The 26559-nt window shown below is 71.1% G+C and carries 24 protein-coding genes and 1 pseudogene; 15 read left to right on the plus strand and 10 right to left on the minus strand.

Features of this window, described 5'->3' with window-relative positions; translation table 11 throughout:
- The first annotated feature begins 136 nt into the window (after nt 1-136).
- Nucleotides 137-5911 (plus strand): pullulanase-type alpha-1,6-glucosidase, encoded by a 5775-nt coding sequence (pulA, locus tag IM778_RS01340; protein WP_194410312.1) that lies wholly within the window; start codon nt 137-139, stop codon nt 5909-5911.
- Between the two features lie 76 nt (nt 5912-5987).
- Here pulA and IM778_RS01345 read toward each other — a convergent pair whose 3' ends face one another.
- The gene (locus IM778_RS01345; protein WP_194410313.1) at nt 5988-6164 is read right to left on the minus strand and encodes a hypothetical protein; all 177 of its coding nucleotides are present in this window, start codon (nt 6162-6164) and stop codon (nt 5988-5990) included.
- 105 nt (nt 6165-6269) lie between these two features.
- On the opposite strand from IM778_RS01345, the pseudogene IM778_RS01350 reads away from it, so the two are divergent.
- Nucleotides 6270-6407: pseudogene (locus IM778_RS01350) on the plus strand (YciI family protein); the annotation flags it as partial.
- Nucleotides 6408-6551: 144 nt separating this feature from the next.
- On the opposite strand, the gene IM778_RS01355 reads toward IM778_RS01350, so the two are convergent.
- Both IM778_RS01355 and IM778_RS01360 read right to left on the minus strand, forming a co-directional pair.
- Nucleotides 6552-7937, minus strand: coding sequence for a DUF2254 domain-containing protein (locus IM778_RS01355; protein ID WP_194410314.1), 1386 nt, complete (start codon nt 7935-7937; stop codon nt 6552-6554).
- Nucleotides 7930-8115, minus strand: coding sequence for a hypothetical protein (locus IM778_RS01360; protein WP_194410315.1), 186 nt, complete (start codon nt 8113-8115; stop codon nt 7930-7932). Before IM778_RS01360 ends, IM778_RS01355 begins: the two co-directional genes overlap by 8 nt.
- A 200-nt stretch (nt 8116-8315) precedes the next feature.
- On the opposite strand from IM778_RS01360, the gene IM778_RS01365 reads away from it, so the two are divergent.
- The 3 genes from IM778_RS01365 to IM778_RS01375 all read left to right on the plus strand — a co-directional run bounded on the left by IM778_RS01365 (nt 8316) and on the right by IM778_RS01375 (nt 11407).
- On the plus strand, nt 8316-9527 hold the full coding sequence (locus IM778_RS01365; protein ID WP_194410316.1) for an acyl-CoA dehydrogenase family protein: 1212 nt from the start codon (nt 8316-8318) through the stop codon (nt 9525-9527).
- Nucleotides 9528-9555: 28 nt separating this feature from the next.
- Nucleotides 9556-10455 carry a 3-hydroxyisobutyrate dehydrogenase gene (mmsB, locus tag IM778_RS01370; protein WP_194410317.1) on the plus strand — a complete coding sequence of 300 codons (900 nt, stop codon included), beginning with the start codon at nt 9556-9558 and terminating at the stop codon, nt 10453-10455.
- Nucleotides 10456-10630: 175 nt separating this feature from the next.
- Nucleotides 10631-11407 (plus strand): enoyl-CoA hydratase, encoded by a 777-nt coding sequence (locus IM778_RS01375; protein WP_194410318.1) that lies wholly within the window; start codon nt 10631-10633, stop codon nt 11405-11407.
- A 63-nt stretch (nt 11408-11470) separates the two neighbouring features.
- Here the strand turns inward: IM778_RS01375 and IM778_RS01380 are convergent, their stop codons facing one another.
- Nucleotides 11471-12007, minus strand: coding sequence for a MarR family winged helix-turn-helix transcriptional regulator (locus IM778_RS01380; protein WP_194410319.1), 537 nt, complete (start codon nt 12005-12007; stop codon nt 11471-11473).
- A gap of 89 nt (nt 12008-12096) precedes the next feature.
- Between IM778_RS01380 and IM778_RS01385 the strand changes: the two genes are divergently transcribed.
- The 6 genes from IM778_RS01385 (at nt 12097) to IM778_RS01410 (ending at nt 18654) form a co-directional block, all read left to right on the plus strand.
- Nucleotides 12097-12873 carry an electron transfer flavoprotein subunit beta/FixA family protein gene (locus tag IM778_RS01385; RefSeq protein ID WP_194410320.1) on the plus strand — a complete coding sequence of 259 codons (777 nt, stop codon included), beginning with the start codon at nt 12097-12099 and terminating at the stop codon, nt 12871-12873.
- Nucleotides 12874-12885: 12 nt separating this feature from the next.
- Nucleotides 12886-13854 carry an electron transfer flavoprotein subunit alpha/FixB family protein gene (locus tag IM778_RS01390; RefSeq protein WP_194410321.1) on the plus strand — a complete coding sequence of 323 codons (969 nt, stop codon included), beginning with the start codon at nt 12886-12888 and terminating at the stop codon, nt 13852-13854.
- 164 nt (nt 13855-14018) lie between these two features.
- Nucleotides 14019-15758: a cytochrome b/b6 domain-containing protein gene (locus tag IM778_RS01395; RefSeq protein ID WP_337905417.1), complete on the plus strand. Its 1740-nt coding sequence runs from the start codon at nt 14019-14021 to the stop codon at nt 15756-15758.
- 114 nt (nt 15759-15872) lie between these two features.
- Nucleotides 15873-17132, plus strand: a complete 1260-nt coding sequence (locus tag IM778_RS01400; RefSeq protein ID WP_194410323.1) for a sensor histidine kinase — start codon at nt 15873-15875, stop codon at nt 17130-17132.
- The gene (locus IM778_RS01405) at nt 17120-17797 is read left to right on the plus strand and encodes a LuxR C-terminal-related transcriptional regulator (protein ID WP_194410324.1); all 678 of its coding nucleotides are present in this window, start codon (nt 17120-17122) and stop codon (nt 17795-17797) included. Before IM778_RS01400 ends, IM778_RS01405 begins: the two co-directional genes overlap by 13 nt.
- On the plus strand, nt 17794-18654 hold the full coding sequence (locus IM778_RS01410) for a hypothetical protein (RefSeq protein WP_194410325.1): 861 nt from the start codon (nt 17794-17796) through the stop codon (nt 18652-18654). The genes IM778_RS01405 and IM778_RS01410 overlap by 4 nt, the downstream gene beginning before the upstream one ends.
- 5 nt (nt 18655-18659) lie before the next feature.
- Here IM778_RS01410 and IM778_RS01415 read toward each other — a convergent pair whose 3' ends face one another.
- The 3 genes from IM778_RS01415 to IM778_RS01425 form a co-directional block, all read right to left on the minus strand.
- Complete coding sequence (locus tag IM778_RS01415; protein ID WP_194410326.1) at nt 18660-19349, minus strand: pentapeptide repeat-containing protein; 690 nt, start codon at nt 19347-19349, stop codon at nt 18660-18662.
- A 45-nt stretch (nt 19350-19394) separates the two neighbouring features.
- Entirely contained in the window at nt 19395-20201 is an 807-nt protein-coding gene (gene cofE, locus IM778_RS01420; RefSeq protein ID WP_194410327.1) for a coenzyme F420-0:L-glutamate ligase, read from the minus strand.
- An 84-nt stretch (nt 20202-20285) separates the two neighbouring features.
- Complete coding sequence (locus tag IM778_RS01425; RefSeq protein ID WP_194410328.1) at nt 20286-20792, minus strand: GNAT family N-acetyltransferase; 507 nt, start codon at nt 20790-20792, stop codon at nt 20286-20288.
- 229 nt (nt 20793-21021) lie between these two features.
- On the opposite strand from IM778_RS01425, the gene IM778_RS01430 reads away from it, so the two are divergent.
- The 4 genes from IM778_RS01430 (at nt 21022) to IM778_RS01445 (ending at nt 24784) form a co-directional block, all read left to right on the plus strand.
- Nucleotides 21022-21969, plus strand: a complete 948-nt coding sequence (locus IM778_RS01430) for an SGNH/GDSL hydrolase family protein (protein ID WP_194410329.1) — start codon at nt 21022-21024, stop codon at nt 21967-21969.
- A gap of 78 nt (nt 21970-22047) precedes the next feature.
- Nucleotides 22048-22608: a thioesterase family protein gene (locus tag IM778_RS01435; RefSeq protein WP_194410330.1), complete on the plus strand. Its 561-nt coding sequence runs from the start codon at nt 22048-22050 to the stop codon at nt 22606-22608.
- A 119-nt stretch (nt 22609-22727) separates the two neighbouring features.
- Nucleotides 22728-23306: a hypothetical protein gene (locus IM778_RS01440; RefSeq protein WP_194410331.1), complete on the plus strand. Its 579-nt coding sequence runs from the start codon at nt 22728-22730 to the stop codon at nt 23304-23306.
- A gap of 56 nt (nt 23307-23362) precedes the next feature.
- Nucleotides 23363-24784 carry a hypothetical protein gene (locus IM778_RS01445; protein WP_194410332.1) on the plus strand — a complete coding sequence of 474 codons (1422 nt, stop codon included), beginning with the start codon at nt 23363-23365 and terminating at the stop codon, nt 24782-24784.
- Here the strand turns inward: IM778_RS01445 and IM778_RS01450 are convergent.
- Genes IM778_RS01450 through IM778_RS01460 form a run of 3 tightly spaced genes read right to left on the minus strand, consistent with a single transcriptional unit; the run spans nt 24688 to nt 26520 of the window.
- Entirely contained in the window at nt 24688-25194 is a 507-nt protein-coding gene (locus IM778_RS01450; RefSeq protein ID WP_194410333.1) for a hypothetical protein, read from the minus strand. The two genes, IM778_RS01445 and IM778_RS01450, sit on opposite strands and share 97 nt — an antisense overlap.
- A complete protein-coding gene (locus tag IM778_RS01455; protein ID WP_228484681.1) occupies nt 25191-25859 on the minus strand; it encodes a DUF4352 domain-containing protein in 669 nt (222 codons plus the stop codon). Before IM778_RS01455 ends, IM778_RS01450 begins: the two co-directional genes overlap by 4 nt.
- Nucleotides 25849-26520, minus strand: a complete 672-nt coding sequence (locus IM778_RS01460; RefSeq protein WP_228484682.1) for a hypothetical protein — start codon at nt 26518-26520, stop codon at nt 25849-25851. The genes IM778_RS01455 and IM778_RS01460 overlap by 11 nt, the downstream gene beginning before the upstream one ends.
- Nucleotides 26521-26559 lie beyond the last annotated feature (39 nt).

A 26559-nucleotide genomic window follows, 5' to 3' on the forward strand; every position in this document is an offset into this window, starting at 1 on the left:
GCGGGCCTCGGCATCCGCCGGATGAAAGCCTTCTCATTGTGTAAGCGCTTGCACTCGGCGGCTCCGCCGCGCTAGTCTCGGCGGCACACAGCCCCCGGCACGTCGCCGTGCCATCGCGCCACCCCTGGAGCCACCCGTGTCGAAGACGACATCCCCACGTGTCCGCCGGATCGCCGCGAGCCTCGCCGCCGCCGCACTGATCCTCACCGGGGGTCTTGTCGCCACTGCCCCCGCCACTGCGGCGGAGCGGACGTTCGCGCTCGTCGGCAGCCTGCAGTCCGAGCTCGGGTGCCCGGGCGACTGGCAGCCCGAGTGCACGGCCACCGAGCTGCAGCCGACCGGCACCGACGGCCTCTACGCCGCCGAGTTCGAAGTGCCCGCCGGCACGTGGGAGTACAAGGTCGCCGTCGATGACGCGTGGGGCGAGTCATACGGGCTGAACGGCGGCTCCGACAACATCCCGCTGACGATCGCCGGTCCCGCGACCCTGCGATTCCTCTTCGACGACGTCACCCATCGAGTCGGCCTCGAGGCGAAGAGCCTTCGCGCGGGTTACGCTCCCGACGACGACGCGCTCGTCGCGGCGCCCGCACGCCAGGCGGGCAGCCAGGAGCAGTTCTACTTCGTCATGACCGACCGGTTCGCCAACGGCGACACGTCCAACGACGCGGGCGGGATCGACGGCGACCGGCTCGCACACGGCTTCGATCCGACCGACAAGGGCTTCTACCACGGTGGCGACATCGCGGGGCTGCGCGCGAACCTCGACTACATCAAGGGGCTCGGCACGAGCGCCATCTGGCTGACGCCCAGCTTCAAGAACCGGCCGGTGCAGGGCGAAGGCGCGAACGCGAGCGCCGGCTATCACGGGTACTGGATCACCGACTTCACCCAGATCGACCCGCACCTCGGCACCAACGCAGAGCTCGAGGCGCTCATCGCCGAAGCGCACGCCGAAGGCATCAAGGTCTACTTCGACATCATCACGAATCACACCGCCGACGTGATCGACTACGCCGAGGGCCAGTACGCCTACATCGACAAGGCGACCGGCCCCTACCGCGACGCGAGCGGCACGGCGTTCGACCCCGCCGACTACGCGGGCACGAGCGACTTCCCGGCGCTCGACGCGGCCACGTCGTTCCCCTACACGCCCCAGCTGTCCGCCGAGGACGCCGACGTGAAGGTGCCTGCGTGGCTCAACGACCCGACGTTCTACCACAACCGCGGCAACTCGACGTGGGCGGGCGAATCGGTCACCTACGGCGACTTCGACGGACTCGACGACCTCATGACCGAGCACCCGACGGTCGTGAACGGGTTCGTCGAGGTGTACCAGGACTGGATCGACCTCGGCATCGACGGCTTCCGCATCGACACCGCCAAGCACGTGAACTTCGAGTTCTGGGAGCAGTGGTCGGCCGAGGTGCTCGACTACGCCCACGCGGCGGGCAAGCCCGACTTCTTCATGTTCGGCGAGGTCTACGACGCCGACCCGGTCAAGCTCGCGCCCTACGTCCGCGACACCGACATGAACTCCGTGCTCGACTTCACCTTCCAGTCCGCCGCTGTCGGCTTCGCCGCGGGCAACAGCGCGAGGGGCCTGCACCACCTGTACGCGGGCGACGACTGGTTCACCACGCCGGACTCGTCGGCGACGGCCCTTCCGACGTTCCTCGGCAACCACGACATGGGCCGCGTCGGCTACATGCTGCAGTCCGCGCCGAACGCGCTCGAGCGCGACCTGCTCGCGCACGACCTGATGTTCCTCGGGCGCGGCCAGCCGGTCGTGTACTACGGCGACGAGCAGGGCTTCGCGGGCACCGGCGGCGACAAGGACGCACGCCAGACGCTCTTCGCGAGCCAGGTCGCGTCGTACCAGAACCAGAACCTCATCACCGGAGAGCAGGCGGGCGCCGTCGACCGCTACGCCACCACGGCGCCGGTCTACGAGCGCATCGCCGAACTGTCGGCGCTGCGCCGAGCGCACCCGACGCTCGTCAGCGGCGCGCAGATCGAGCGCCATGCCGACGACGGTGCCGGCGTGTACGCGTTCTCGCGCGTCGACCGCGACGACAAGGTCGAGTACCTCGTCGCCCTCAACAACACCGGCGCCGACAAGAGCGTCGCCCTGACGACGCTCACCGCCGGCACCTCGTACGCCCCCGTGTACGGCACGACGACCGGGATCTCGACGGATGCCTCGGCTGCGGCATCCGTCACCGTCCCGGCCCTGTCGGCCGTCGTCTACCGCGCCGACGCGCCGGTCACGGCACCGGCGACCCCGGCGGAGATCAGCGTGAACGTGCCCGCTGCGGGCGCCGGGCTCACCGGATCGGCCGGCGTCGGCGCCGACGTGCACGACGCGACGTGGCAGGAGACGAGCTTCGCGTGGCGCATCGTCGGCGGCGACGAGTGGCACGCCCTCGGCACCGCCGAAGACACCGACCCGCGGGTGTTCCACACGATCGAGGGGCTCGCGGACGGCACGCTCGTCGAGTACCGCGCCGTGACGACGGATGCCGCGGGCCGGCACTCCGCCGCCTCGACCTACGCCTCCGTCGGCAACCGCGTGAGCCTCGGCGTCGAGGAGGAGCCCGAAGAGCCGGAGGAGCCCGAGCCGCAGGATCCCACCGAGTACGGCGCGGTTAGCGTGCCCGGCAGCCTCAACAGCGAGATGGGATGCCCCGGCGACTGGCAGCCCGAGTGCGCGAACGCCGCGATGACCAAGGTCGACGGCATCTGGACCCTCGCCCTCGGCGACCTCGCCGCCGGCTCGTACGAGTACAAGATCGCGACCGAGCAGAGCTGGAACGAGAACTACGGCGCCGGCGGCGTGCCGAACGGCCCCAACATCGCGCTGAACCACGCCGGCGGACCGATCACGTTCTTCTTCGACCCGCGCACCAAGAACATCCGCTCGACGGCCGACGGGCCCGTCATCACGCTGCCCGGCTCGTTCCAGAGCGAGCTCGGCTGCGCCGGCGACTGGGCGCCCGACTGCCTCGCGAGCATGATGTTCGACCGCGACGGCGACGGCGTGTTCCAGTTCACGACCGACGACCTGCCCACCGGCTCGTACGAGGTGAAGGTCGCGCACAACCGCAGCTGGGCCGAGAACTACGGTGCCGGCGGTGCGCCGGGCGGAGCGAACATCTCGTTCAGCGCGAGCGCGGGCAAGGTCGTGACGTTCCGCTACAACCTCGCGACGCACGTGCTCACCGTGAAGGCGAGCGAACCGCCGCTCGCCGGCACCGGTGAGCTGCGCGCCCACTGGATCGACGCCCAGACCATCGCCTGGCCCGCCGACCTGGGCGCGCCCGCCGCGGGTGCGACCTGGCAGCTGTACGCATCGACGGATGCCTCGCTCGCCCTCTCGGCCGACCGCGAGGTGACCGGCGGCTCCGACCCGATCGCTCTGACGCGCATCGACGGCGGTCTCTCCGACGCGCAGAAGCAGCGCTTCCCCGCGCTCGCGGGCTCCGTCGCACTCCGCGTCGACGGCGTGGATCGAGCGGCCGCGGCCACGCTGCTGCAGGGCCAGCTGATGGTCGCGCAGAGCGGCGCCGCCGGTGCCCTCGCCGCCTTCACGGGCGTGCAGATCGCAGGCGTGCTCGACGACCTCTACGCCGACGGGGTGGCGGATGCCGAGCTCGGGGTGACGTTCGGCAAGGGCGGCAAGCCGACGTTCCGCCTCTGGGCGCCTACCGCGCAGTCGGCGACGCTGCTCACGTGGAACGCGGGCGCCGACGGCGACCCGGTGCGCCACGACGCGGCCTGGGACGAGGCATCCGGAATCTGGACCGTCACCGGCGGCAAGTCGCTCAAGGGCGACGAGTACCTGTGGGAGGTCGTGGTCTACGCCCCGACCACGCGAGCGATCGAGACCAACGCCGTCACCGACCCGTACTCGATCGCCCTCACCGTCAACTCCGAGCGTTCGGTGGCGATCGACCTCGGCGACAAGCAGTGGCGTCCGAGGGGCTGGGAGAAGACGAAGGCGCCCGTGATCGACCGGTCGGTCGACCGTGCGATCTACGAGCTCCACGTGCGCGACTTCTCGATCACCGATGAGACGGTGCCCGAGGCCGAACGCGGCACGTACTCGGCGTTCACGCGTGACAGCGCCGGCACGACGCAGTTGCGTCAGCTCGCCGACGCCGGCATCAACACCGTGCACCTGCTGCCCACGTTCGACATCGCGACCATCGAAGAGGACCGCTCGCAGCAGGCCGTGCCCGACTGCGACCTCGCCTCGATGCCGGCCGACAGCCCGGAGCAGCAGGCGTGCATCGAGGGCGTGGTCGACGCCGACGGCTTCAACTGGGGCTACGACCCGTACCACTTCTCGACCCCCGAGGGCTCGTACGCGGTGGACCCCGAGGGTGGCGCGCGGGTCGCGGAGTTCCGCTCGATGGTGGGCGCCCTCCACGGCATGGGCCTCCAGGTGGTGCTCGACAAGGTGTTCAACCACACCGCGCAGTCCGGCCAGGGCGAGAAGAGCGTGCTCGACCGGGTCGTGCCCGGGTACTACCACCGGCTCAACGCAGCCGGCGCGGTCGAGACCTCGACCTGCTGCCAGAACGTCGCGACCGAGCACGAGGTGGCGCAGAAGCTCATGGTCGACTCGGTCGTGCTGTGGGCCCGCGAGTACAAGGTCGACGGCTTCCGCTTCGACCTCATGGGCCACCACTCCAAGGCGAACATGCTCGCGATCCGCGACGCCCTCGACGAGCTGACGCTCAAGAAGGACGGCGTCGACGGCACGGCGATCTCCCTCTACGGCGAGGGCTGGAACTTCGGCGAGGTCGCGAACAACGCCCTCTTCGAGCAGGCCACGCAGGGGCAGCTCGGCGGCACCGGCATCGGCACGTTCAGCGACCGGCTGCGCGACGCCGTCCACGGCGGCAGCCCCGTCGCCGGCGAGACGATCCAGCAGCAGGGCTTCGGCACCGGCCTCGGCACCGACCCCAACGGCGCGCCGATCAACGGCACGACCGAGCAGGCGCTCGCCGATCTCGCGCACCAGACCGACCTGGTCAAGCTCGGTCTCGCGGGCAACCTCCGCGACTACGAGCTGCTCGCGTCGGACGGCACCGTGAAGGCGGGCGACGAGCTCGACTACCGCGGCTCGCCCGCCGGCTACGCCGACCAGCCCGACGAGATCATCACGTACGTCGACGCGCACGACAACGAGACGCTGTACGACCTGTCGGTGCTGAAGCTCCCGGCCGACACGACGATGGCCGACCGCGTGCGCATGAACACGCTGTCGCTCGCGACGACGACCTTCGCGCAGACGCCCTCGTTCTGGCACGCCGGCACCGAGCTGCTGCGTTCGAAGTCGCTCGACCGCAACAGCTACAACTCGGGCGACTGGTTCAACCGCATCGACTGGACCGGTCAGGAGTCGACGTTCGGCTCGGGGCTGCCGCGCGCGGCCGACAACGCCACGTCGTGGAGCATCAAGCAGCCGCTGCTCGCCGACCCGGCGAACAAGCCCGCCGCGTCCGACATCGCGACGGCCGAGGCGGCCGCTCTCGACCTGCTGCGGGTGCGCGAGGAGGTCGGCCTGCTGCGCCTCGGCTCGGCGGACCTCATCGGGCAGAAGGTCACGTTCCCGAACAGTGGACCGGATGCCGCGCCCGGCGTCGTCGTGATGCTCATCGACGACCTCGTCGGCACGGACGTCGACCCCGAGCTCACGGGCGCCCTCGTCGTCTTCAACGCGGGCACCGAGCCCGTCACGCAGACGGTCTCGGAGCTCGAGGGCCGGAAGTTCGCCCTGACGCCGGCGCTCGCCAAGGGCTCGGACCCGGTCGTGAAGACGACGACGTGGGACAAAGCGACCGGCACCATCACCGTGCCCGCTCGCACCGCGGTGGTGCTGGTCGAGAAGCAGGCCCGCTGACGCCCGGCGCTGACGGCTGAGAACGAGGGGCACCCCGCTGCGAACGTGGCGGGGTGCCCCTCGGCGCTGTCTCTGGTCAGAAGGCTGCGAACAGCTGCGGGCCGAAGACGGCGAGCGCGGCGACCGCGACGCCGGCGAGGCCGACCGCGACGATCGCCACCGCGAGGATGTTGCCGCCGATCGCGAGCAGAAGCGCAGCGACGGGCGGCAGCTCGTGGCGGCGCCCGACTCGGATGGACGAAGTGGTGGTCATGCCTTCGACGCTACGGAGCGGGTCTCGCCGCGTCGTCCGTCGTGAGTCGCATCCGGGTATGCCGTGAGGATGATCCTACGCAGATGAAGGAGCCCCGAGACGGCCGAGGTGATCTGCGGCTTCGACATCCTCGAGGTCGAGGATCTCGACGAGGCGATCGAGATCGCGTGGCGGCACCCCATGGCCCGCAACGGCCGGCTCGAGCTGCTGCCCTTCATGGTCTGGCCCGACGAAGGGACCTGAGCCGGGGCATCCCGGATCGTGTGAGGGCGGGCGCCGTCGTCGAGCACGGCGGCACCCGCCCGCTTTCGCGTGCAGCCGGGGTGACACGCGGAAGGTGCGCTTCGTGCCCGATGCGGCGGGGAGTCGTGCCGGTGAACGAGGCCCTCACTGTGTCGGTGCGCCGGCGATGCGTGTTCGCAGCGCAGACGTCTCGACCAGCTGCGTCGCGACGACGACGGGGTCGCCGGTGCTCGAACGCAGCTGTTCGGCGAGCGCGTCCAGCTGCGCCAGGAGTGCGACCTCGACGTCGTGGTCGGCGCAGAGCAGATGCAGTTCGGCGATCGCCTGCAGAAGCCGAGATACGACGGCAGGGTGCGTGGCACCGTAGTGGCGCAGCGGGGTGAGCGCTGCCTCGATGGCGTCGGTGCGAGGGGACGGCGACGTCACGACGCTGAGCTGCCCGTGCAACCCCGCGAGGCGGGCGGGCAACGTCGGATTGTGAAGGCGACGGGCCGTGATGGCGGACAGATGCCCGAGAGCGTGCGCCGCCGTGGTCGGATCGTTGACCCCGGGCGACAGGGCGCGCAGGCCGATGTCGACAGTCTGCTGCACGCCGAAGTCGATGTCTTCAGCAGCCGTGCGCTCGTAGCGGATCGAAAAGGCGTTCTTCACCGCGGATGCCACCTCGGCCGCGATCGGTCCGGTGCTCGTGCCAGCGTCGGTTCGCCGGGGCCACCAGTGCGCCAGGGGGGTTCCGGTGACGACGTTGTCGCCGACGTCGCGGTCCACCTCGACCACGATGTCGTGGTCGTCCGCGGACGCGACCAAGGCCGGAACATCCAGGCGTGTGATGAACCCGCTCGATTCGGACACCACGACGCCTCGCCAGAGGGGTTCGGTGATCTCGCCCCGGTACTCGGGCGCAGACGCATTGCGCTCGCCGACGAGGTCGATCGTGCGGTCCGTCTCGGCGTGGATCTCTTTCAGCATCGTCTCCACGCGCAGCTGGGTCGCCAGGTGGGCGAGGAAGAACACGAGCAGGATGACGCTCAGCACCGTCATCGCGAAGGCGACCGTGACCGCGATCCGCGGCACGAATTCCGAGGCGCCATCGTCGCCGGACCGCACCGACCTGAGGACGGTGAGCGAGTACGCGAACGTGCCGAGGAAGGCCGCGAGGGTGACGTGGACGTTCCGGTCGCGGGCGAACAGCCGCAGGACGCGCGGAGACGCCTGACTGCTGGCCAGCTGCAGAGCGATGACGGTGAGCGAGAAGGTCAGTGAGGTCGCAGTGATGAGCGAGCCCGCGATGGACGAGAGGACGGAGCGCGCTGTAGCGGCGCCGCCGTTGAAGACGGCAGAGTGCACGGCCGTCGGAAGGCTCGCGTCGACGGCGAGATCGACGCGGGGGAGCACGATCCCGAGGCCCACGGCGACGAAGACGGTGAGCAGGGGTAGCGGCCACAGCCGGGATTCGATCGACTCCGAGACCCGCGCCCACCACCCGCGGCCCTGATGCGGAGACCACCGGTCGCGCCGACGGTCAGGCATCGTCGGTGTCCTTCGGCAGCGCCGAGCCGTTGCCCAGCAGTGCGCGACGGGATGTCAGCGCGCGGCGGAACGCCCGCGACGTCGTCGACAGCCGCGTGACGAGCAACTGCAACCCCGCGAGCAGGACGAACGACGCGGTGCCCTCCGTCGATGACACGTCGATGCTCAGCGACCGCATGCGCTGCTCTCCTCTCGTCGCGCCACAGTCTGCCGCCGGAGTCTGTCGGCGGCCATGGGGTTGCGCATTCGGCCATCGGGCTGCATCGCGGCAGCAAGTCAATGGAGTACCGCATAACTACTTGGACATCCATGTAAACTTGGCGCCGTGCCGACGAGGGCACGATCACGCTGGACGGATGCCCCACAAGAGCACCGTCGATGGCTGAAGGAGCACCGGTGTCCACCACGATCACCCCCCTGACCCCGAGTCTGACCACCGAGGAGCGCGCCGCGATCCTCGACGCGGTGCGCGAATTCGCCCGCACCGAGCTGGAACCGCACGCGCTCGAGTGGGACGCGAAGTCGATCTTCCCGCGCGATACGCTGCGCCTCGCCGGCGAGCTCGGCCTCGGCGGCGTGTACGTCCGCGAGGACGTCGGCGGCTCGGGCCTCTCGCGCTCGGACGCCGTCGCGATCTTCGAGGAGCTCGCGCAGGGCGACCCTGCGATCGCCGCGTACATCTCGATCCACAACATGGTCGCGTGGATGCTCGACACCTACGGCACCGACGCCCAGCGCCACGAATGGCTGCCGCGCCTGACGGCGATGACCGACTTCGGCAGCTACTGCCTCACCGAGCCGGGCGCGGGTTCCGATGCCGCGGCGATCACCACGAGCGCGATCCGGGTTTCTGACGAACAGGGTGGCGACGAGTACGTGCTGACCGGCGTCAAGCAGTTCATCTCGGGCGCGGGCGAGGCATCCGTCTACATCGTCATGGCGCGCACCGGCGAGCCGGGCGCGCGCGGGATCACCGCGTTCCTGGTGCCCGACGGCACCCCGGGGCTGTCTTTCGGCTCGCCCGAGCACAAGATGGGCTGGAACGCGCAGCCCACCCGCCAGGTCATCCTCGACGAGGTGCGTGTGCCCGCCGCCAACGTGCTGGGCGGCGAAGGCCAGGGCTTCAAGATCGCGATGTCGGCGCTCGACGGCGGTCGCATCAACATCGCCGCATGCTCGCTCGGCGGGGCGCAGTGGGCGCTCGATCGCGCGCTGCGCTACGTGCACGAGCGGTTCACGTTCGGTGAGCCGCTGGCCGAGAAGCAGGCCGTACAGTTCGCGCTCGCCGACATGGCCACCGAGCTGCGTGCCGCGCGCGCACTGGTGCGGGATGCCGCGGCCGCCCTCGACGGAGACGGCACCGGCGAGAAGGCCGCCGACGCGAGCATGCAGTGCGCGATGGCCAAGCGCTTCGCCACCGACGCCGGGTTCTCGGTCGCGAACCAGGCGCTGCAGCTGCACGGCGGCTACGGGTACCTCCACGAGTACGGGATCGAGAAGGTGGTGCGCGATCTGCGCGTTCATCAGATCCTGGAGGGGACCAACGAGATCATGCGCGTGATCATCGGCCGACAGCTGCTCGCGCAGTGATCGCCGCGACCGGACGAGGAGGTCCGCGATGAGGATCGCATTCCTGGGGCTGGGCCACATGGGCCTGCCGATGGCGAAGAACCTGGCAGCGACGGGGCACGAGGTCGTCGGCTTCGACGTGTCGCCCCGAGCCGTCGAGACGGCGCGCGAGGCCGGGTTCTCGGTCGCCGATACGGGGACGGATGCCGCGGCTGCGGCATCCGTCGTCTTCACGATGTTCCAGACCGGGCAGCAGGTGCTCGACGCGTACGGGAGTGTCGACGGTGCCCCCGGACTGCTGAAGGTCGCGAACCCGGGCGCCCTGTTCATCGACTGCTCGACGATCGCGGTCGACGAGGCCCGACAGGCGCACGCGCTCGCCGAGGCCGCGGGCCATCGCGCTCTCGACGCCCCCGTGTCGGGCGGGGTCGTCGGCGCCGAGAACGCGACCCTCGCGTTCATGGTCGGCGGATCCGACGAGGACTTCGAGGCCGCGAGGCCGCTGCTCGAGGCGATGGGTCGCCGCGTGGTGCACTGCGGCGGTGCGGGCCTCGGTCAAGCGGCCAAGGTGTGCAACAACATGATCCTCGCGGTGTCGCAGATCGCCGTCGCCGAGGCGTTCGTGCTCGGCGAGCGGCTCGGGCTGTCGCACCAGGCGCTGTTCGACGTGGCGTCGAACGCGTCGGGGCAGTGCTGGGCGCTCACCACCAACTGCCCGGTGCCGGGGCCTGTGCCCACGAGTCCCGCCAACCGCGACTACCAGCCCGGGTTCGCCGGCGCGCTCATGAACAAAGACCTCGGGCTCGCCGAGCACGCCATCGCCTCGACCGGCGTCGAGGCGCGCATGGGTCGGCTCGCGCGCGAGATCTACAGCCGCTACGCCGACGGTCCCGGGGCCTCCCAGGACTTCTCGGGGATCATCAACACGATCCGCGCCGAGTCCGTATGACCCCCGCCCCCGCCGCGTCGCCGCGTGCGAGATGTCCTGTTCTGGCGGAGGCAGGACGATTCGGGAGCTGAACGTCCTGCATTCGCCAGATGTCCTGTTCTGGTGAGAGCACATGCCCTGGTGTGGTGAGATGTGCACCACCCCTCACGAAAGCGGAGCCATGACGGAGGAACCGATGACCGAGTTCGAGACGATCCTCACCGAGACGCGAGGACGCGTCGGATGGATCACCCTCCACCGGCCGGAGGCGCTCAATGCGCTCAACACGCAGGTGATGCACGAAGTCGTGGTCGCGGCATCCGCCTTCGATGACGACGAGGGGATCGGCGCCATCGTGGTGACCGGCTCGGAGCGCGCGTTCGCGGCCGGCGCCGACATCAAGGAGATGGAGTCCAAGAGCGGCATCGACATGCTGATGGGCGACCACTTCGGCGGGTGGGCCCGGTTCGCGGCCGTGCGCACGCCCGTGATCGCGGCGGTGTCGGGGTACGCGCTCGGCGGCGGCTGCGAGTTGGCCATGATGTGCGACATCATCCTCGCCGCCGACACCGCGAAGTTCGGTCAGCCCGAGATCAACCTCGGCGTGATCCCGGGCATGGGCGGCTCGCAGCGGCTCATCCGCGCGGTCGGGTACTACAAGGCCGCCGACCTGATCCTCACGGGACGCATGATGGATGCCGCAGAAGCCGAGCGCTCGGGACTCGTGTCGCGCGTCGTGCCCGCCGCCGAGCTCCTCGACGAGGCGGCGAAGATCGCCGAGGCGATCGCGTCGAAGAGCCTGCCGGCGCTGTACGCGGCGAAGTCGACGCTCGACGCGGCGCTCGAGACGTCGCTCGCCGAGGGACTTCGCCTCGAGCGGCACGTGTTCGCGAGCCTCTTCGACACCGCCGACCAGAAAGAGGGCATGGCCGCGTTCCGCGAGAAGCGCACCCCGGACTTCGAGAATCGCTGAGCGTTTCGAACCGCTGAGGCGCTGCGAGCGAGGACCGAGCGGGACGCAACGAGGTCCCGAGTGTCAGAGGGGGTCGGGCTGCGGCTTCGGGTCGGTGAAGTCGCCCGCGTCCTTGCGCAGCCGCGCGATGATGCGCACGAGCTCGGTCGTGTCGGTCTCGTTGAGGCCGGGGCTCTCGAACACCTCGGTGTTGAGCGCCGACGTCGCCCGCTCGACGAGCTCGCGCCCGGCGTCGGTCAGCACGAGCATCGCGGCGCGCCCGTCGCCGGGATGCGGCTCGCGCGAGACGAGCCCGTCGCGTGCCAGGCGGTCGACGGTGTTCGTGACGCTCGTCGGATGCACCTGCAGGCGCGCGATGGCACTGGCCATCGGCATCCGTCCTTCTCTCGTGAACCCCAGCAGTCGCAGCATCTCGTACCGCGCGAACGACAGCCCGAACGGCTTGAGTGCGCCGTCGATGCGCGCGAACATGAGCTGCTGCGCGCGGATGATGGAGGTCACGGCGGTCATGCCGCCGGCGGCGGACTCCCAGCCGTGAGCGATCCATTGGCGCTTCGCCTCGGCGATCGGATCCACCGGAAGACGCTTGGTCGCAGCCATGTGAACCTCCTGCTCCCACCGTACCGGCAGCCGGTTCGTCGGCCTCGGGGGCGGGGCTCTAGACTCGTGGCCAGCGTGAGGAGATCGTCATGAAGATCGTCGTCCTGGTCAAGGAAGTCCCGGATACGTACGGGGATCGCAAGCTGTCGCTCGAGACGGGCCTGGCCGATCGCGGGGCGTCCGAGTCGGTGCTCGACGAGATCGGCGAGCGGGCGCTCGAGGTCGCGCTGTCGTACGCCGACGCGAATGCGGGCACCGAGGTCGTGGTGCTGTCGATGACGCCCGAGTCGGCGTCGGCGACGGTGCGCAAGGGGCTCGCGATGGGCGCGTCGTCGGCGGTGCAGGTGGCCGACGAGGGCCTGCTGGGCGCCGACCTGGGGCTGACGGCAGAGGTCCTCGCGGCCGCGCTGCGGCGGATCGGGTACGACCTGGTGATCGCGGGCAACCAGTCCACCGACGGGTCGGGCGGGGTGCTGCCGGCCATGGTGGCCGAGCTGCTGGATGTGCCGGCGGCGACCTACCTGAACAGCGTCGAGATCTCGGATGCCGGGGTCAGCGGTGTGCGCGCGTCCGACGGTGCGACCGCGCAGGTGTCGGCACCGCTTCCCGCGGTGATCTCGATCACCGAGGCGCTGCCGGATGCGCGGTTCCCGAACTTCAAGGGCATCATGGCGGCGAAGAAGAAGCCGTTCGAGGTGCTGACGCTCGACGAGCTGGACATCGACCCGCACGACTCCCACGCGTCGCGGTCGATCGTGATCGGGTTGAGCGAGAAGCCTCCGCGGCAGGCCGGCGTGAAGATCGTCGACGAGGGCGACGCGGGTGAGAAGCTCGCGCAGTTCCTGATCCAGAACCGGCTGGTGTGAGAAATGGGCGACATGAACTTCGCAGATGACTCGATCCTCGTCCTGCTCGACACCACCGCGTCGGGCGGGCTGGCGAAGTCGGCGGCAGAGCTGCTCGGTGCGGCATCCCAGGTGGGCGCGCCGGTGGCGCTGGTGATCGGAGACGACGCGCTGGCGACGGATGCCGCCGCCCTGGGCGCGGCGCAGGTGCTGGTGGCGGCGCCCGGCGACGGCGTCTCGGTGCCGATCGCGGATGCCCTCACGGCGGCCGCGATGCTGGTGCGCCCCGATGCGGTGCTGGCCTCGCACTCGATCGAGGGCCGCGAGGCTGCGGCGCGCTTCGCGGCGCGCACGCGATCGGGGCTCGCGATCGACGCCGTCGGCATCTCGCGGGATGCGGAGGGCGTCGTCGCGCAGCACTCGGTCTACGGCGGCGCGTACAACGTGGATTCCGCGGTGACGTGGGGTGCGCCGGTCATCACGATCCGGCAGGGGTCGGTGGATGCGCGCGCCGAGGCGGTGGCCGCACCCGAGGTCGAGAAGCTGGACGTGACGCCCTCGGGCCGGGCGGCGGCGACGGTGGAGTCCGTGGATGCCGCGGTCGTGACGTCGTCGCGCCCCGAGCTGCGCGGCGCCGCGAAGGTCGTCTCGGGCGGCCGGGGCCTCGGTTCGGGCGAGAAGTTCGCGCTCGTCGAGCAGCTCGCCGACGCGCTCGGCGCGGCGGTCGGCGCCTCGCGCGCGGCGGTCGATGCCGGCTACGTGCCGCAGACCTACCAGGTCGGGCAGACCGGGGTCTCGGTGTCGCCGCAGCTCTATGTGGCCCTCGGCATCTCGGGCGCGATCCAGCACAAGGCGGGCATGCAGACGGCGAAGACGATCGTCGCGATCAACAAGGACGCCGAGGCCCCGATCTTCGAGATCGCGGACTTCGGGGTCGTCGGCGACCTGTTCCAGGTGGTGCCGCAGCTGATCGCGGCGCTCGAGGCGAACAAGGCCAAGTAGGCATGGCGACCTACGGCACGACTGTGCGGCGCGGGCTTCCTCGTCGTCCCGGCGGCGAGCCGTGGCCGGCCTCCGGCGAGGCCCCCGTCCCCGACGGACGCGGCGCGGCCGCGGGCGCGGGCGCTGGCGCCGCGGGCGCTGCCGCTGGCGCCGCGGAGGTTCAGGTGGCACAACACGCGGGGACGGATGCCTCGACCCCGCGTGTCGTGACCCCCGAACCCGCCGCGGCTCCCGCACCGGCCGAGGCGTCGGCGACTCATGTGGCACAACACGCGGGGACGGATGCCTCGACCCCGCGTGTCGTGACCCCCGAACCCGCCGCGGCTGCCGCGCGGACCTTGCGCCGGGGGCTGCCGCGCGTGCCCGGCGGCGAGCCGTGGCCGCCGGCCGAGGCCGCCCGTCCGCCCGCTTCGGGCGACGCCCCGGTCGCGCCTCCGGAGGCAGTGGGCGCCGCCATCCCCGCCGCGCCCGCGGCCGCAGCGCCCGCCGGAACCCCCGCGGCTGCGACTGAAGTGGCACAACACGCGGGGACGGATGCCTCGACCCCGCGTGTCGCGACCCCCGAATCCGCGTCGATCGCACCGGCCGGGGCGGCGACGCGACCGTTGCGACGCGGACTCCCGCGCGTGCCGGGCGGCGACCCGTGGCCGCCCGAGGGCCTCGCGCCCGCCGCGCCAGTCGCACAGGCCGCGCAGGCCGCGCAGGCCGCGCCCGCCGCCCCCGCCGCAGAAGTGGCGCAACACGCCGAGACGCGGGCCCCGACCCCGCGTGTCGTGACACCCGAACCTGCGACCGCCGAGCCGGTGACACCCGAACCGGCGACCGCCGAGCCGGCGACCGCCGAGCCGGCGACGCCGGCGGCACCGGTCCTCGCGAGCACTCCGACGGGAGTGCCGCTTTCGCAGCCGCTGACGTTCACCCGCACCGTCTGGCCCGGCGCCGCGGCCCGCACGCGGCCCGCGCCGAAGCCCGAGCCGGAGCGGATCGGTCCGTTCACCCGGTTGCAGTGGGCGGGCGCGATCATCGTGGGCGGCGGCGGGCTGCTGGTCGCCGCGGGACTGGCCGTCCTCTTCGTGCGCTGGCTGCTGTCGATGCCGTGGGGGCAGGACTTCCTCGCCGCGTACCCGGGCGAGTACCACCTGCCTGCCGGTGCGCCGGTCGGGTTCCCGGCGTGGCTGGGGTGGCAGCACTTCTTCAACGTGTTCCTGATGGTGCTGATCATCCGGTCGGGGCTGCGGGTGCGCACCGAGAAGCGGCCCTCCGTGTTCTGGTCACCGCGCAACAACGGCCGCCGCAAGATCAGCCTGAATCTCTGGTTCCACCAGTCGCTCGACATCCTGTGGCTGGTCAACGGCGTGATCTTCGTGGCGCTGCTGTTCCTCACCGGGCAGTGGATGCGGATCGTGCCGACCTCGTGGGAGGTGTTCCCGAACGCGCTGAGCGCCACGCTGCAGTACGTGTCGCTAGACTGGCCGACCGAGAACGGCTGGGTCAACTACAACTCGCTGCAGCAGCTGGCGTACTTCGCGACCGTGTTCATCGCGGCGCCGCTCGCCGCGATCACCGGCGTGCGGATGTCGGGCGTGTGGCCCAAGAACGCCACCGGTCTCAGCAAGGCGTACCCGGTGGAATGGGCGCGCGCCGTGCACTTCCCGGTGATGCTGTACTTCGTCGCATTCATCGCGGTGCACGTGTTCCTGGTGCTCGCCACCGGCGCGCTGCGCAACCTCAACCACATGTACGCCGCGCAAGGGTCCGCCGACCCCGACGCGTACGCCGCGAACTGGACCGGGTTCTGGCTCTTCGTCGCGTCGCTCGTGGTCATCGCCGCCGCGTGGATCGCCGCCCGCCCCCTCATCCTCGCGCCCATCGCACGGGTGTTCGGCAAAGTCTCGGGCCGCTGACCCGCCACCCGGCTCGCGGCGCAGAGACGGCGACCCCGGGTGGGGGATAACCCGAGTCGAAGTCTCGGGATGGCTCGGGTGCGCCCGCCGAGGTGGGGTCCTACCGTGGGGGGTATGACCTCGACCCCTCCCTTCCGCCCGGTCGCCCGCCCGGCCCAGCTCGGCGCCGCGGTCGTGCATCTGGCAGCGCTGGGTGCGATCGGTCCCGGCATCCTCGCCGTCCTCTTCTCCATGCTCGGAGCGGGGATCGGCCTCCTCCTCGTCGTCGGGATCGGCGTCCTCGTGCTCGTGGCCCTCGTCTACGCGATCTTCGCGGTCGGCTGGGTCGAGACGGCGCGAGTCGACGGGCTCTACCACTTCGGAGTGCGTCTGCCTCGCCCCCGGCGCAGCGGCCGGCCCGGGTTCGGCGGACTCCTGCGCACCATCTGGCAGCAGGCCACCGACGCCGCGAGCTGGCGAGGGGTGGCGAACTTCGTGATCTCGGTGATCCTGGGCTGGCTCGTCGTCCTGCTGTTCAGCGCCCTGGCGTCGGGCGTCGTCCTGGCGTTCTCGCCGCTGTTCGCCGGCACCGAGGCTGTGCGCCTGGCGCGCACCGGCATCGACGTGCCGCTGGCGTGGGCCGTGCCCGCCGGCATCATCACCGTCGTCGTGGCCGCCGCGTCGATCGTCGGGCTCGCGGCGCTGCACGGCATCCTCTCGCGTGCGATCATCGTCCCCTCCCGTGAGCCGCAGCTGGCCGAGGCGGTACGCACGTCGACGCAGCAGCACGCCGGCGCGGTCCGCGCCGCGGACGTGGAGCGCACCCGCATCGAGCGGGATCTTCACGACGGCGTGCAGCCCAGGCTCGTCTCGGTCGGGATGACGCTGGGGCTCGCCCAGCAGAAGATCGACGCCGACCCCGCCGCGGCCAAGGAGCTGATCTCCGAGGCGCACACCTCGACGAAGGCGGCCATCACCGAGCTGCGGCAGCTCGCTCGCGGCATCCACGCCTCCGTCCTGGACGATCGCGGTCTCGACGCGGCGCTGTCGGCCCTCGCCGGCCGGTCGGTCGTTCCCGTCCTGCTGGATGTCCGGCTGGACGATCGGTGCAGCCGCAACGCCGAGACGGCTGCGTACTTCGCGATCGCCGAGGCGCTCACCAATGCCGCCAAGCACTCCCACGCGACCGAATGCCGCGTCGTGGTGAGACTGCGTGAGCCCGGGATCCTGTGGGCGCGTGTCGAAGACAACGGCATGGGCGGCGCACGCGTCGTGCCCGGCGGGGGACTCGACGGCATCGTCAACCGGGTGCTGTCGGTCGGTGGCGAAGCGCGCATCGACAGTCCCGCGGGCGGTCCGACGAGCGTGGAGGTGAGCATCCCGTGCGCATCGTGATCTGCGAAGACTCCGCTCTGCTGCGCGAGGGCCTGGTGAGGGTGCTGGAGGATGCCGGCCACCAGGTCGTCGCCGCGCTGCCGGACGCATCGCGGCTCGACGAGACGGTCGACGACCAGGCGCCCGACCTGTGCATCCTGGACGTCCGACTGCCGCCGAGGTGGACCGACGAGGGCATCCGCGCCGCGCTCGCGCTGCGGAAACGACTGCCCGAACTCGCGGTGGTGGTGCTGTCGCAGTACGTCGAGGAGCGCTACGCGTCGGACCTCATCGCCTCCAGCGGCGGCGCGCTCGGCTATCTGCTCAAAGATCGCGTCGCCGACGTGTCGGACTTCCTCGAGGCGGTCGAGCGCATCGCGGCAGGGGCCACGGTGCTCGACCCCGAAGTGGTCGCGCAGCTGCTGAACCGTCGCACCCGCGACCGGCGGCTGCAGCGCCTCACCGCCCGGGAGTCGACGGTGCTGGCACTGATCGCCGAGGGCCGGTCGAACCAGGCCATCGCGAAGGCGCTGAACATCAGCGAGGGCAGCGTCGAGAAGCACATCACGGCGCTCTTCCAGAAGCTCGAACTGGAGCCCGACGAGCACGGCAACCGGCGCGTGCTCGCTGCGCTGGTCCACCTCGAACACGGCGGCTCCGCGCCGCAGACAGGAACGAATCGATGAACACGACCCTGACGCCGCCGCCGGTGACTCCGACGCCTGCCGGACCGCCGCCGTCCGAACCGTCCCGTTCGGGCGCGCCCCGGGTGATCGCGATCGTGGCGATCGTGATCGGCGCGATCGTGATCGTCGGCACCATGGCCACGGCGGTGGTGCAGACGGTGGTCTCGGCATCCGTTCACACCTCCGTCCGCACCGCCGACGCCGCGGGCGTCGACGAACTGAGCGTGGATGTGTCGGCCGGCGCCCTGCGCGTGGAATTCGGGACGGTCTCCGAGGCCGAGCTTCAGGTCACCAGCTCGTGGGGGGCCGATCGGTGGATCCTCGAGCGCAACGGCGACCGGCTGATCGTCTCGACGCCGGACCGCTTCTGGAGGTGGTTCCCGTGGGGCTGGGACGACCACGGCGGCGAGGCCGTGCTGCGCTTGCCGGCAAGCCTGCGCGGGCTGGACGCGGACCTGTCGCTCGCGGCCGGCGAGCTGCAGGCCGACGGCGAGTTCGGCCGACTCGAGGTCGCTGTGAGCGCGGGCCGCGCCGATGTCACCGGCTCGGCCGACGCCGTCACGGTGGACCTCAGCGCCGGCACCGGCGACATCGAGCTGGAGGGCGTCCAGACGGCGCAGCTCGGCATGAGCGCCGGGTCGCTCACGACACGACTGACCGGGGCCCAGCCGCAGTCCGTGGGCGTGGACGTGAGCGCCGGGTCGCTGAGCCTGAGCGTGCCGGACGGCGACTACGCCGTCACCTCGGAGGTCTCTGCCGGCGGGTTCGACAACCGCATCGGCTCGCAGCCGCAGGCCACGAGCACGATCGACGTGTCGGTGTCGGCAGGGCAGGTGGTGCTGCGCTCGGCGGACTGACGCGTTCAGTCCTCGACGCGAAGACCCGCGAGCTCGGCGAGCGCGCCGGCCATGAGCTGCAGCTGATCCGGCGAGATCGTCGCGCCGCGAAGACCCGTCATGCCCACGACCTCCTGCAGATCCGCGCCGCGCAGGTCGACGTCGGTGAGCGTCGCGCCGCCGACGTTGAGCGCGCCGATCCGGCTGCCGTCGAAGGCGACGCGTCGCGCGGTGGCGTCGAGCAGGTCGATCTCGTCGATCGTGCAGTCCTCGAAGGCGACATCGAGCAGCTCCGTCGCGCGCAGGTTCACGAATCCGAGCCGGCAGCGGGTGAACCGGATGCCGCGCCACGCACCGTCGTACGCCTCGATGGATCCGAACCTGCTGTCGCGGATGTCGACGTCGCGCAGCGTCGCACGGGCGGCCGAGACCACCGGGACGTCGGCCCCGTCGAACGCGGACTCCACGATGCGCGACCCGCGCAGCGTCCAGGAGCCGAGCTCGAGCGTCGTGAAGCGGCATCCGTCGATCGTCGTCCCGACGCCCACCTGCCACTCGGCGAGAGCGAGGTCGGTGTAGGCCGTGGCCTCGAACTGCTCCGCGGCGAAAGCGCCGGCGTCGCCGGACGCCAGCCCGGAGAGCCGCGACGGGTCGAAGTCGAAAGACGGCGGCTGGGTGCGGTGAGGCCTGCCGGGCCGTGCGGAGCGCGTGGTCATCTCGGCACACCCTAGCCGGGGGCGCCGACGCGGGGCGTACGGATGCTACGGACCGGACTGGAAGGCGTCGGCCACGGCGTCGCGGGCCGATGCCTCGCCGGCGGCGAAGCCCTCGGCGTAGGCCTCGTCGGCGCCGAGCCGGAACATGTCGCGCTCGAGCGGGCGCACGATGGAGCGGGCGCCGGGCAGGTCGAGGGGGCCGACGAGATCCGCCCGGCCCCGGACGACGGCCACCGGCAGGCGCGCGGCCTTGCCCTTGACGAGATCGGTCGCCGCCGCCAGCTCGTCCGCGACGCACGGCATCGTGACGACGAGCGGCCGGCCTTCGGCATCCGTCGCCCCGCGAAGGTCTTCGAAGACGTGCACGCCGCCGGCGCCGATCGCGTGGTCGGTCTGGCCCTCGCGCCACGCGCGGCCGAGGGTGTCCGACACGATCACGCCGACCTCGATGCCGAGACGCTCGCGCAGGCCCGCGGCGATCGCGCGCGCCGACGCGTCGGGGTCGACCGGCAGCAGCAGCACAGTACCCTCGGGGGTGTTCGACGCATCGACGCCTGCGGCCGCCGACACCACTCCGAGCCGGTTCTCGACGATGCGGGTCGTCGCTCCGTTGGGAAAGGTGCGGGATGCCACGACCCGCACCGTCTCGGCGGTGATGGCGTCTTCTCGGTCGTCGGCCACGACGAACCTGTCCTCGGCCTTCGAGACGATCTTCGAGGTCACCACGAGGATGTCACCGCCGGCGAGCTCGGACCCGCCGGCCCGGGCGATGACGTCGACGAGGTCGGTGCCGGCGGTGATCTCGGGGATGCCGTCCAGGGGCCAGACGGTGAGCGGAGGGCGAAGCGGCATGGCTCCAGTCTCGCGCAACGACCGGCCGCGAATCACGAGGGGCGTGCCCGGCGAACCGGACACGCCCCTGACATCGTGTGAGCGTCAGCGCACGAAGCGCACCTCGGTGAGCGTCTCGCCGAGGAACGGCTCGGTGTGCGTCGCGCCGTCGAGGGCGAAGCCGTTGCGCGTGTAGAAGCGGTGGGCGCGCGGGTTGTCTTCGGCGACCCACAGGTACAGCGGCTCGTCCTTCTCGACGACCGCGTCGAACAGCTTCTGTCCGATGCCGGTGCCGTGGAAGGCGTCGAGCAGGTAGATGAAGTAGAGCTCGCGGAACCGCGGTGCGTCACGATCGCGGGCCGGGCCCGACCCCGCGAACCCGACGATGTCGCCGTTGACGAGGGCGGCGTACATCTTGAACTCGGGGCCCTGTGCAGCCCAGTGGGTCCACAGCTCGGCCATGCGCTTGGGCGAGACCGCTTCGAGGGCGGCCTTGCTGATGAGGTGGTCGTACGTCTCGTGCCAGCACGTGGCGTGCACGCGGCCGAGGGCTTCGGCGTCGACGTCTCGCACCGGACGGACGACGATGTCGGTCTGGAGTTCGGCTTCCATGGGCCAGACTCTACGCGCGTCGTGCTGAGACGTGAAATCCGGGGAGCGGCGCGTGAACGGCGGATGAAGGGACGGATGCCGAGCCCTGCGCCGGCTCCGCCGCGGAGCACAAACCCGCGCCTGGCCATTGACCCGGCTCCGGGGCAGGTGTATTACTTGGGCATTCCCGTGCTTCTCCCCGCTGGGGGTGGCGAGGGCGCGGGTCGCTCGGTCTTCTGGGGAGGGGATCATGGCTCGCAGCGCGCGCTTCGTCGTCCTGGCCGCAACTCTGTCTCTCGCCGCGGTCGTGGCCGCAGCCGCCGTCGCCTCGCCGGCGGTGGCCAAGCCCCCGTCCGGCAAGGGCAAGCCGACGCCGACGGCGACGGCATCGCCGACGCCGACCGCGACGCCGACGCCCACGCCGACCGCGACGCCGACGCCGACACCGACGCCGACGCCGCCCGGGGACCCCCTCGACGTCATCGCGGCCGTGGGCGACTCGATCTCCGTCTCGTACAACACCGTCGGCTTCGGCTCGTATCCGCAGTACAGCTGGTCGACCGGCACGGCGATCACCTCGCACCGCGTGCAGCTGCAGCAGCAGACGGGTGGTTCGCTCACGGCGGCGAACGTGGCACAGGTCGGCGCTTCCTCGGCCGGCCTCGCGACCCAGATCGCCGCCGCGGCGGGAGCGGGCGCCGACTATCTGACGATCGAGATCGGCGCGAACGACGCGTGCACCTCGACCGTGGCGGGCATGACGTCGACCGCCGACTTCGAATCACGCGTCCGGGCCGCGCTCGCCGGGTTCAGCGCTCAGCGACCGACCGCCGACATCATGGTCGCCAGCATCCCGAACCTGTACCGGATGTGGCAGGTGTCGAAGGACAAGTTCGCCGCGCGCTTCATCTGGGCGAGCGCGGGGGTCTGCCAATCGATGCTCGCCAACCCCCTCAGCACCACGACGACCGACGTGCAGCGGCGTCTGGCGGTGCAGGCGCGCGTCGACGCGTTCAACGCGGCGCTCGCCGCGGCGTGCGCAGACACGCCGCGGTGCAGCTTCGACGACTATGCGGTGGCGGACTACATCTTCACCTCGGCGCACGTCTCGACGGCGGACTACTTCCACCCGAGCGTCGAGGGGCAGCGCGTGCTCGCCGAGATCACCTGGCCGCACTCGCCATTCGCGAGCGGATGACGGGATGCCGAGCCCCGCGCTGTCGGCATCCCACAATCGAATCGGTGATCCAGGCGAGGGTCGCTACCATCGCACCTCGTGAACGTGATCTGGCGGACCCTGATGGTGATGCTCACGGCGCGGCGCCGCGTGCGACGGTCGGGGCGGCTCGGGCCCACCGAGGTCGGGCGGGTGCGGTTGACCACCCTCCCGACCGACATCGACCTGCTGCAGCACATGAACAACGGCCGCTACCTGTCGCTGTTCGATCTCGGACGCTGGGATCTGCTCGTGCGCACCGGGCTGTGGGACGTCATGAAGGCGCGCGGGTGGTACGCGGTGGTCTCGAGCGAGACGGTCACGTTCCGCAAGTCGCTGAACCTGTGGCAGCGGTTCGACGTCGAGTCGCGCATGATCGGCCATGACGACAAGGCGGTGTACCTCGAGCACCGCGCTGTCGTCGACGGCGAGGTCTACGCGCGCGCCATCATCCGCGCGCGCATGATGAAGCGGTCCGGGGGCACGCTGTCGCACGAGGAGCTGTTCGCGGCCGTCGGGCGCCCCGAGGGGATCCCGGAAGTGGAGGAGTGGGTGCACGAGTGGGCCGCGGCATCCGCCCTGCCTCCCACGCGCGCCGACGCCCCGAGCACCTGGAACTGAGCACGTAGCGCACCGCCTGGCGCCGCGCAAGCCGTTTGCCCCGCGTCGCGCGGTGGGGTTGCGTAGGGATCGGGAGCGCCGGAATCCTCCTCCGGCGCGCGAGGGGAAGGAGTGCACTCGTGGATACGAGCACCCTGATCTGGATCATCGTCGGTATCGTCATCCTGCTCGCGATCGTCGTGATCGCGATGATCATGACGTCACGCAAGCGGCAGGCGCGACAGCTCGAGCACCGGCACCAGCGGGCCGAGAAGCTGCGAGAAAGCGCCCGCGAGACCGAACTCGAAGCGCGCGAGCACGAGGCCGAGGCCGCCCGGGCGCGCGCAGACGCGGCGGCCTCAGCGGCCGCGGCAGAGGCTGCGAAGGCACGTGCCGCCGAGGCCTCGATCGACGCCGAACGGCGTACCAGCACGATCGACGAGCACCGAGCGGATGCCGAGAAGCTGCGCGCCGAGCAGGCCGAGACGCTGCGCAAGGCCGACGACGTCGACCCGTACGTCGACGACGCGAGCGATGCCGACACCCCGCCGGAGCGACCCGTCGGCGTGAGTGACGACGGCCTTCGACGCGAGTACCGGCGCGACGGCGACGACACCGATCACCACGACGAGGTCGCCGCGGACGAGGTGGTGCACCCGCCGACGCGCGCGGACCGCGCCGACCGCGCCGATCGGACGGATCACCCCGAGCGCGCCTGACCCGCGGCGGCGAGCGGTGCGCGGCGCACGAACCCGCGCACCGCTAGCGTGGGGACGTGCTCGCTGTGCTCCAGGTCGCCGGCCGCCTGCTGTGGCGGCACTGGCCCGCCCTGCTCGCGTGGTACCTGGGCGCCATCCTGGCTCGCTACGTCCTCATCGAGTTCGCGGGGTTCGTCGGCGCCTACAGCGCCGTCGCGGGGTCGCTGCTGCTGCCTCTCGCCATCCTCGCGCGCCTCATCGCGCTCGTCGCGATGTTCCTGGTGCTGCGCGACGGCATGCGCCAGCTCAACGCCATCGCACCGGTCCCGACCGACCCAGCGGCGCGGCGGCGCGAGTTCCTCGACGCTCTGATGACCGGCATCCTGCCGTTCTTCGCGTTCTATGCGGCGTGGGGATACCTGCGTGAAGACGCTGTGGCGTACTCGGCGCGAGTGCTCGAAGTCACCGACCAGGTGCGATGGCAGCAGCTGGCGGCCGAGCTCGCCGGCGAAGAGGGCGCCGCGGCGGAGATGGTCGGGGACGGGCTGGTCGGCGAACTCACCATCACCCCCCTCACGATCGCGATCGTCGTCATCGCCTTCGCGCTGCGGTTGTTGTGGAAGCGCCACCGCGAGAAGCTCCCGCGGTGGACGGGCGGTTTTGCGGCATACCTCGAAGCCCTGTGGGTCTACTACACGGTGACCGTCGTGGGCCTCGCGCTCGGCATGGTGACTTCGTGGGTCGGTTCGCGCCAGGCGATGGTGTGGCTCGCCGACCTCCGGGAGGCGATCACCGCCGGGTTCGCGCCGCTCGCGTGGATCTGGGAAGGCGTCGAGTGGTTCCTCGGCGAGGCGGGCGGCATCATCCTCCTTCCCGTCGCGTGGCTCACGATCTCGGGGGTCGTCTACGGCCAGGCGGTCGCGCCTCGGGCGGTCTCGACCGACCAGCTTGGCGGCGAGGTGGTCCGCCGCCTCCGTTCCCGCTACCGCTCGTTGCCGCAGCGTCTGCGGGCTCGGCTCGCCGACATCTGGAGCGATCTGGTCGGCCGCTTCACACCCATCGGCCGCGCGTTCGTGCTCATGTGGCGGGCCGGGCCGGTGCTGATCGGCGGCTTCGTGCTGCTCTACACGCTGCTGCTCGGGCTGCAAGGGGCCCTCGAGTGGGCGATCCCGCGCGCCTTCGGGCCGCAGGATCTCGGCGACTTCTGGGTCGTGAACGACCAGCTGATCTTCCTCATCGCACCGCTGTTGATCGAGCCCATCCGCATCGCTCTCGTCGCGGGCGGGTACGACGCCGTGATCGGCAAGCTCCGCACGCGCGAAGCCGAAGCCGAGAAGACGACGGATGCCGGGGCGCCCGTCTCGGCGGATGGTTCGCTGACCGATCACCCGACCTCCGCCGCTCAGGGCGTGACGACGGCGCTCACGAACTCCGGGTACGATCCCGCGGACCCGAACTCGACGGTGAACGGGCCCGACGCGTCCTCCGGTACGAGGTAGTCGAGTTCGACCTCGTACGGTGCCGTGGCCTCGTCGTCGCAATAGGTCTTGCGATCCGAGTCCCACTCCCGCCCGAGATCGCTTCGGGGTGCCCACTCTCTCCTCGCGCCGCCCACCTCCCTCAGGACGAAGGGGGAGCAGGCGATCGCCGGATCGCCCGGGTCGATCGGCACAGTGACGGTGACGACCCGTGCGTCCTGCGGCGCCTGCGGCAACCTTGTGAATTCCGCTGCGACAGGTCCCACGAGCGCATCGGCGTACCGGACGGACTCCCCGGACGCCACGCTGATCGGCTCCGTGGCCTGCCGCAACCCGGCCCACTCATTCCACGACATCGTCACCACCGCGGCTGGAACCAGCACCACGAGGGCACCGAGTGCGATCGCGTTGGACCGCCACCACCCGGTCACGGGCTCACCCAGCCCGTCTCAGCCAACTCGGCCTCGTCGACGACCGGCACGTCGGCGAGGTCGAGCGACAGCACGATCATGGAGTCGAGCCGCACGTCCTTCGCGAGCGCGAGCTCCAGCCTGCCCGCTCCCGCCGAGAGGTCCTGCGGAAGCTCGAACGCGAGGCTGCCGGTCTGGGCGACGCCCGCCGTCATCGTCGTGTCGAGCAGGGACTCCGGGCGACCGCTGGCGCTGAACCGGACCCCATCGACCTCGAGGATCGCGTGCTTGATGGCTCCGCCCTCGGAGAGGACGGACGCGGCCTGCAGGTCGACGACGAGCCAGTTCCCCTCCGCCATCCAGCCGTCCGTGTCCATGACTTCGGCGGCGCGCCGAACGTCCGTGATCGTCGCACTGAGGTTGCGCCCCATCGCCGGCTCGCCGATCGCCGCCGCGACCGGGAACGGCGCCTGTGCCTGCTCCTCCCCCGGAGTCATGAGTGCGACGAACCAGGCGAGGCCGATGAGGCCGGAGCCGATCGCCCACGTCGCCCAGCCTGGGAGACGGCTCGACGGCGCGATGGGCGCCGTCGGCGGGCCCTGGGAGTCCGGCGCCACGCCGGCAGTCGCGGGGCTTGCGGCTGTCGCTCCCGTGGCGATCGCTCCTGTCTCGGGTTCAGCCGTCATCGCCGGCCTCCCCCTGGTCGGCTCCGGCGCCGACGTCCTCTATCTCGAGGGTCATCGTCGCCACGGTCACGGGATCGGTCCACGTCTGCCCCGTCATCACGAACGAGCCCGTGTACAGCGACAGCTCGCGAAGCATCACCGTCAGCTCCTCGCCGGCCTCGTACTCGTCGGCATCCACCGCCCACGCGTACACGAGCTCGGCCGGAACGCCCGGCTGCAGTTCCGGTGAGCGGGTCGCATCGTCGAACCGCGCGACCGACGATTCCGCGTCGGTGTCCATTCCCCCGATGGTGAACGAAGCCCCGATGCTGTCCGAACCCTCCGCCTTTTGCGGCTCGTCCCAGCGATTCTCGACATCGACGACGAGCGCCAGCACGCGCTCGCCCTCCTCGGGGTACACGCCGACTCCCGGGAGCTCGTCGATGAGCACCGCGCGCGTGACCGTCAGGGAGCGCTGGTCGGTCACGTGCGCCTCGCCGGGCTCGAGCTTCGCCAACTCCGGCGGCGCGGCGGTCGCGAGGCCTCCGAACGCGGCGGTGGCGACGAGGAACACGCCCGTGGCGATGCCGACGAACCACTTCGTCGGCATCCGGTCTGTCGCCGCACGGATCCACCCGAAGCGGCGCTTGCGCACGGGCGCGGCGTCGGGCGAATCGGACACGCGAACAGCCTAGGGGTGCCGGGCTCGGCATCCGGGATC

The sequence above is a fragment of the Microbacterium cremeum genome (assembly GCF_015277855.1).
Classification (GTDB): Bacteria; Actinomycetota; Actinomycetes; order Actinomycetales; family Microbacteriaceae; genus Microbacterium; species Microbacterium cremeum.